6 protein-coding genes and 1 pseudogene are annotated in these 5,931 nt (G+C 71.6%); 5 read left to right on the plus strand and 2 right to left on the minus strand.

The features are described from left to right. Positions 1–18: 18 nt before the first annotated feature. Both D7V97_RS38700 and D7V97_RS38705 read left to right on the plus strand, forming a co-directional pair. Positions 19–1,485, plus strand: a pseudogene (locus D7V97_RS38700) (SPFH domain-containing protein); the annotation flags it as partial. A gap of 55 nt (positions 1,486–1,540) precedes the next feature. Further along, positions 1,541–2,971: a protein-disulfide reductase DsbD gene (locus D7V97_RS38705; protein ID WP_120615608.1), complete on the plus strand. Its 1,431-nt coding sequence runs from the start codon at positions 1,541–1,543 to the stop codon at positions 2,969–2,971. 21 nt (positions 2,972–2,992) lie between these two features. Here the strand turns inward: D7V97_RS38705 and D7V97_RS38710 are convergent, their stop codons facing one another. Both D7V97_RS38710 and D7V97_RS38715 read right to left on the minus strand, forming a co-directional pair. Further along, the gene (locus tag D7V97_RS38710; RefSeq protein ID WP_120615609.1) at positions 2,993–3,586 is read right to left on the minus strand and encodes a tRNA-uridine aminocarboxypropyltransferase; all 594 of its coding nucleotides are present in this window, start codon (positions 3,584–3,586) and stop codon (positions 2,993–2,995) included. Further along, positions 3,583–4,131, minus strand: coding sequence for a hypothetical protein (locus tag D7V97_RS38715; RefSeq protein WP_120615612.1), 549 nt, complete (start codon positions 4,129–4,131; stop codon positions 3,583–3,585). Before D7V97_RS38715 ends, D7V97_RS38710 begins: the two co-directional genes overlap by 4 nt. Before the next feature lie 406 nt (positions 4,132–4,537). Between D7V97_RS38715 and D7V97_RS38720 the strand changes: the two genes are divergently transcribed. From D7V97_RS38720 to D7V97_RS38730, 3 genes are all read left to right on the plus strand, one after another. Beyond that, entirely contained in the window at positions 4,538–5,119 is a 582-nt protein-coding gene (locus D7V97_RS38720; RefSeq protein WP_120615610.1) for an RNA polymerase sigma factor, read from the plus strand. After that, entirely contained in the window at positions 5,116–5,595 is a 480-nt protein-coding gene (locus D7V97_RS38725; protein WP_120615611.1) for an anti-sigma factor, read from the plus strand. The genes D7V97_RS38720 and D7V97_RS38725 overlap by 4 nt, the downstream gene beginning before the upstream one ends. Before the next feature lie 157 nt (positions 5,596–5,752). Next, positions 5,753–5,931, plus strand: a 179-nt coding sequence (locus tag D7V97_RS38730) for a zf-HC2 domain-containing protein (protein ID WP_147445160.1), incomplete at its 3' end; no start/stop codon positions are given.

The following is a 5,931-nucleotide window of genomic DNA, read 5'->3' on the forward strand; positions in this document are numbered from 1 at the left end:
AGATGTGTATAAGAGTCAGATCCGGACAAGGTGAAGAGCTGGGGGCTCATCACCGCGCGGCCCAGCGAGTTCCTCATCCACATGCGCCGGGGGCGCTTGCGCGAGGTGAGTGGCCAGGGGGCGAGCTGCTTCAAGCTGCCCGGGGACTCGGTGGCCATCGTGCCCACCAGCATCCAGCGGCTGCAGTTCACCGCGGATCAGGTGACGAGCGAGAAGGTGGGCGTGGCGGTGACGGGGCTCGCGGTGTACCGCATCGCGGATCCGCTGGTGGCCTTCCGGATGCTCAACTTCAGCTACCCGGAGCGGGCGCAGGAGAAGCTGGCGGAGCTGCTGCGGGAGATGTTCGTGGGCGCGGCGCGCAGGCTCGTGGCCAACCTCTCCGTGGAGGAGTGCCTCGCGCGGCGCAAGGAGGGCATCGCCGAGGAGCTGATGCGCGAAATCGCGCCGGTGCTGGCCGGTCAGGGCCGGCTGGAGGACCGCACGGACAAGGGCTGGGGCGTGCTCCTGGACACGATTGAGATCCAGGACGTGCGCGTGCTGTCCGCGTCCGTCTTCGAGCACATGCAGGCCCGCTTCCGCCGCGAACAGGAGCGGCAGGCGCGCGAGGCGGAGCTCGCGAAGGAGCGCTTCGTACGGCGCGAGGAGACGGAGGGCGAGCGCGTGCTCAACCTCCAGAAGCTCGCGGCGCGGGAGGAGGTGCGCCAGCGCTCGCAGGCCACCGAGGAGCAAGCGCGGCTGGAGCAACTGGCGGTGGAGGCGCGCCTCGCGGGCACCAAGCTCGCGCAGGAGCGGCAGGCCCAGCAGGAGAAGACGGAGGTGGAGCGCGAGGTGGCGCTCGCGAAGCTGGCCGCGCAGGAGGAGGTGCGCATCCAGACGCAGTCCTCCGAGGAGAAGGCCCGCCTGGAGGCGCTCGCCGCGAAGGGCCGGCTCGCGGAGGCGCAGCTCGCCGCGGAGCGCCAGTTCGCGCTCAACCGCGCTCAGGGCGAGCTGGAGCGCCTGCGGCTGGAGCACCAGGCGGAGTCCGCGAAGGCGCAGGTGGAGCTGGAGCGCCTGCGCCGGCAGCAACAGGCGGAGGCCGCACGGCATGAGTTGCAGCTCGCGGAGGCCCGGCAGGAGGCCGAGCAGCTGGCCGCCCGGCTCCAGGTGCTGCTGGCGAAGCAGTCCGTCGCGGAGGCCGAGGCCAGCATCACGGAGCTGGAGCTGCGCCGCACCCGGTCGCAGCAGGCGCTGGAGATGGAGCGGGCGCGGGAGCTGCGTGAGATTGAGAACACGGTGAGCCCGGAGGTCATCCAGCTGACCCTGGCTCGGCAGCTCCCCCAGGTGGCGGCGGCCTTCCAGCAGAAGATGGGCGAGGTGCACGTGACGGCGGTGGATGGCGCGAACCCCTTTGGCTACATCGCCGCCGCGGTGGAGGGCGTCATGGGGCTGGCGCGCTCCGCGGGGCTGAAGGTACCCGGCAACCCCCAGGTGATGCCGGTGGAGTAGCCGCACCGCCGGCTGCCGCATATAGAAGGGGCCCTCGCGCGGGAGCCAGGCACGCATGAATGGATTGAAGCTGACGGCGGCGGCGGTCGCGGTGGTGGCGGGCCTGGCGGTGGCCGTGGTGCCCTGGGTGCTGCCCACGGGCCCGAGCGCCGGGCTGGACGCGTCCAAGTTCCTGGAGTCCGGCAGCCTGCTCTGGGGCGCCGGCGTGGTGTTCGCGGGCGGCCTGCTCACCGCGCTGACGCCGTGCGTGTACCCGCTCATCCCCATCACCGTGTCGGTGTTCGGCGCGCGCAAGGCGGAGGGGCGCGGCCGCTCGCTGGCGCTGACGTCGGCGTACATCGTGGGCATGGGCGTGGTGTTCAGCGCGCTGGGCATCCTGGCGGCGAAGACGGGGCAGGCCTTCGGCTCCATGCTGGGCAGCCCCGTGGTGGTGACGGTGCTGGCGCTGTTCCTGCTGCTGCTGGCGTCGTCCATGTTCGGCGCGTTCGAGCTGGCGCTGCCGTCGTCGCTGCAGACGAAGCTGACCCACGTGGGCGGCGCGGGCTTCGCGGGCGCGTTCCTCATGGGCAGCGTGTCCGGGTTCCTCGCGGCGCCGTGCACCGGGCCGGTGCTCACGGGCCTGCTGGCGTTCGTGGCGAAGTCCGCCAACGTGACGCTGGGCGCGACGCTGCTGTTCATCTACGCGCTGGGCATTGGCGTGCCGTTCTTCCTCATCGGCGTCTTCACGGTGCGGCTGCCGCGCGGCGGCGTGTGGATGGAGTGGGTGAAGAGCGTGCTGGGCATCATGCTGGTGGCGCTCGCGTTCTCGTACCTGAAGGACGCCTTCCCCTGGGCGCGCGACACGGTGAAGGTGCTGGGCAATGAAGTGGGGCAGGTGCCCGGCGCGCTCATCGCCGCGGTGCTGACGGCCCTGGGCGTGCTCGCGGGCGCGGTGCACCGCTCGTTCAAGGAAGGCGCGCGCGACTTCGGCTTCAAGGCGCTGGGCGTGGTGCTGGTGGTGGGCGCGCTGGTGGTGCGCGGCGGCGCGCTGGACGCGAAGCCCACGGGCGCGCTGTGGGTGCGCCTGGGACTCGCGGAGCCCGCGCGCTCGCCGGCCTGGCAGTGGCACCACGTGATGCCGCCGAAGACGGCCACGTTCGACGCGCGGCAGTTCGACCAGGTGCTCGCGAGCGCGAAGGCCGAAGGGCGCCCGGTGCTCATCGACTTCTTCGCGGACTGGTGCGCGGCCTGCAAGGAGCTGGACCGGGAAACGTACCCGTCCCAGGAGGTCATCACCCAGGCGGAGTCCGGGCGCTTCCTCACCGTCAAGATCGACGCGACGAACAGCGAGGACGCGCTGGACGCGCTGATGGAGAAGCTGGGCGTGGAGGGGCTGCCCACCGTGGCCTTCGTGAACCCGGACGGCACGGTGCTGACGAAGCCGCGCGTGACGGGCTTCCTGGAGCCCGTGCCCTTCGCGGCGGAGATGCGCAAGGTCGTGCAGTAGGCCGCACGCGCCCTTGCGCCTTCAGAGGTAGTCCACCCAGCCCAGCCGTCCGCGGCTGCCCAGCACTCGCTGGATCATCACCTCGTGCAGCGCGAGCAGCGGCTCCGCCACCGCTTCGCCCTCCAGCCTCGCGAGCGCGCCGGCCATGGCCTCCAGCGTGGACATCCCGTCCGGGTGCGGCGGGCGGCGCAGGCGGCGGGTGTCCGGCGCGGGGGGCGGCAGTCTCAGGCCCGGCAGCCGCCGCAGGCCGGGGACGCGCTGCACCATGCGCCGCGCCTGCGCCCAGCTCCCGTCAATGACGACGAGCCGCTGGGGCAGCGGGCCCTCCGCTTCCGGCGCGTCGGGGAACAGCAGCCACGTGTCCAACCCGTCCTCCAGCACCGACGCATCGAAGGGCTGACCGGGTGCGCCGTAGGACACGATGCGGCAGCGGGGCAGGGCCAGCGCCGCGATGCGCGCGGTGTTGGTGCTCTTCTGCGCCTCCTTGTTGTGCCGGATGATGAGCAGCTCCGTGCGCGTGGGCACGACGGGCACCTGGGCGCACAGGCACCACGCGGTGGGCAGGTAGCACCGCTCACAGCGACCCACGAGGTCGTCCGGGGTGCGCGACCTCATTTCGCCGTGCGGTAGCGCTCCATCAAAGCCCGCGCCTCCCGCAGCTTCTCCTCGACGAAGCGGTCATCCGCGTCCGGTTCGTACTCCGCGTCCGGCGGATCCAACTGGAACAGGGCGGACAGGCTCGCGGGTGCGACCTCCAGCCACTCGGAGGTGCGGTGCAGGGCGGCCTGCCGGCGTCCGGCGAATGTCTCCGGCCCGTCCTCCGGGCCACAGCGACAGATGCGCGCCGAGTCCCCCGACACGTCCACGTAGAGGCCCAGCACCTCCGCGTCCACCTCCGCGGCCAGCGCGCACGTGGCCTCGCTGATGTAGGCGGCCATGGCCTGCGCCGCGGACCGCTCCGTGAGCGAGCGCACCAGGTACACCTGCCACCCGGCCTCCGTCAGCGCCCCGGCCTCCGTCAGCGGGGCCAGCTCCGCCGGAGGCGCCTGGATGCGCGACAGCAGGCGGCGCACGGGGACCTCCAGTCGCTCGAGCCGGGCGTTCGACGCGGGGCAGAAGAAGACCACGCGGTACTCTCGGCTGTCGGCGGCGGTTTCCATGGGCATACGGCGGTGCCCAAGAGGACCAAAGGACTCCCCAGGCACGCAAGGGGAGTTTCAGCGTGGGACGCTTCCGGGAACGGGGAATCCTGGTCCCCGGAATCCCGGCGCGGCGGGACGGGCGCGAAAAACATCCGGGCCCCGCAATCCCCTGGTGCATGCTGGCAGGCGTTCAGGCCCCGGCCGGGGCCTGAAACACCCGGAGGCCCCCCACACCCATGGAGAGACATTGAACCGGGAACTCCCGAATGTCTGTCTATTCGATGCAATGAATTGGCGTCTGGTTGAAGTGTTCCAACCGCACTGCCAGACGTCCGGCCAAACGAAGCGTCCTGGCTCCCGTCGCATCGGTGAGAAGAAAAAGAATCCGACCCTCGGCGTTCTCTGAGGGAAGGGAGGCGGTCGCATGGTGCCAGGGAGGGAGGAGCCCCCTGTCCGGGAAGGCTCGGGAGGGGAATTCGCCGCGTTCGCGATCCGCCATCAGCCGGTGCTGGTCGCCATCGCGCGCAACGTCTGTGGCCGCGGTGCCAGTGATTGCGACGACCTGGTGCAGGACGTGCTGCTCCGGGCTTTGTTGCAATGGGAGCGGCTCAAACGATGGCCGGAGCCGGCGCGCCGCGCGTGGCTGGTGCGCGTGCTGCACAACCGCTTCCTGGACCAGTGCCGGCGCCAGGGCGCGGAGACGGACCGGAGGGTGGACCTGCACAACGTGCACATGCTCTTCGAGGATCCGGAGGACTCGCCGGAGCCCGAGCAGTGGGAGTGCGTCACGGAGGACGAGTTGCGCCAGGCGGTGGCCCGGCTCAACGAGAAGCTGCGTCAGGCGTTCGAGCTGCATGCGCGCGGCCTGCGCCATGCGGAGATCGCCCGTCGGATGAACACCCCCAGCGCGGGAACGGTGGGCACGTGGCTCTTCCATGCCCGCCGCCGCCTGAAGGTCATGCTCCACGACACCGCGGAACGCCGCCGCCAGGAGAGGGAACGATGAGCCCCGCGTGTGAGGACCTGCGGCCCTTCCTGGACGGGGAGCTGCCCGAAGAGGACCAGCGCCGGATCCGCGGTCACCTGGCCGGCTGTGAGGCGTGCGCCACGCGCTTCCATGACCTGCTGCAACTGGAGATGCTCGCGCGGCTCGCGCTGGAGGACGCGGAGGAGAGCGCGCGCTGGGTGTCCGCCCGACAGGCGCGCGAGCGACTGCCAGGGTCGTGGCACGAGGACGTGCCGGAGAACTGGCCCGGTGAGGCCGCCCTGGCCGCCCAGCCCGCTCCCCCTCCCGAACACCTGGAGGGGCGGGCCTGGCACCAGGGCGCGCGCCGCTACCGCCGCCGCTGCCCGGGCTGCGCGTCCTGCTGCCCCTGGTTCGCGGAGGGCGAAGCGGTGGAGGCCGTCCGCTTGCCCCGCTGGTCCTGCCCGCGCGCCGGCCGCTCCGGCGGGGCCGTGTTGCGCCCCCGTCCACGCCGCTGACCTGCACCTGACGGCAACCCCGCCTGTCCGGCTCCCTTCGCCAGGCAGGCGGGCGGGCAGGGCCCGTTCTTCCCTGGAGGAAGACGGCCAAGGATTCATCCCGTTCGCGTTCGACAGGGACGGGAGGCGGAAGCTCGACCACGGGCTGCGAAACGCGATGGATCTCTGGTGCAAGAAGCTCTACCGGTTCGTGGATGGCGAGCTGGAGTCGGGTGACGAGGAGCGCTTCCGGCTCCACCTGGCCCTCTGCCGCGCGTGCGCCAGTGGCCTGCACGACGCCATGCAACTGGAGATGCTCAGCGTCCAGGCCCTCTATGGCGCGGTGCCCCACAACGA

The sequence above is a fragment of the Corallococcus sp. CA053C genome (genome assembly GCF_003611675.1).
In the GTDB taxonomy this organism is placed as follows: Bacteria; Myxococcota; Myxococcia; order Myxococcales; family Myxococcaceae; genus Corallococcus.

What these genes read in the sequence shown, in the direction of transcription:
- D7V97_RS38705 (WP_120615608.1), top strand. Translation starts at nt 1,541, where the DNA reads ATGAATGGATTGAAGCTGACGGCGGCGGCGGTCGCGGTGGTGGCGGGC.
- D7V97_RS38710 (WP_120615609.1), bottom strand. Translation starts at nt 3,586, where the DNA reads ATGAGGTCGCGCACCCCGGACGACCTCGTGGGTCGCTGTGAGCGGTGC.
- D7V97_RS38715 (WP_120615612.1), bottom strand. Translation starts at nt 4,131, where the DNA reads ATGGAAACCGCCGCCGACAGCCGAGAGTACCGCGTGGTCTTCTTCTGC.
- D7V97_RS38720 (WP_120615610.1), top strand. Translation starts at nt 4,538, where the DNA reads ATGGTGCCAGGGAGGGAGGAGCCCCCTGTCCGGGAAGGCTCGGGAGGG.
- D7V97_RS38725 (WP_120615611.1), top strand. Translation starts at nt 5,116, where the DNA reads ATGAGCCCCGCGTGTGAGGACCTGCGGCCCTTCCTGGACGGGGAGCTG.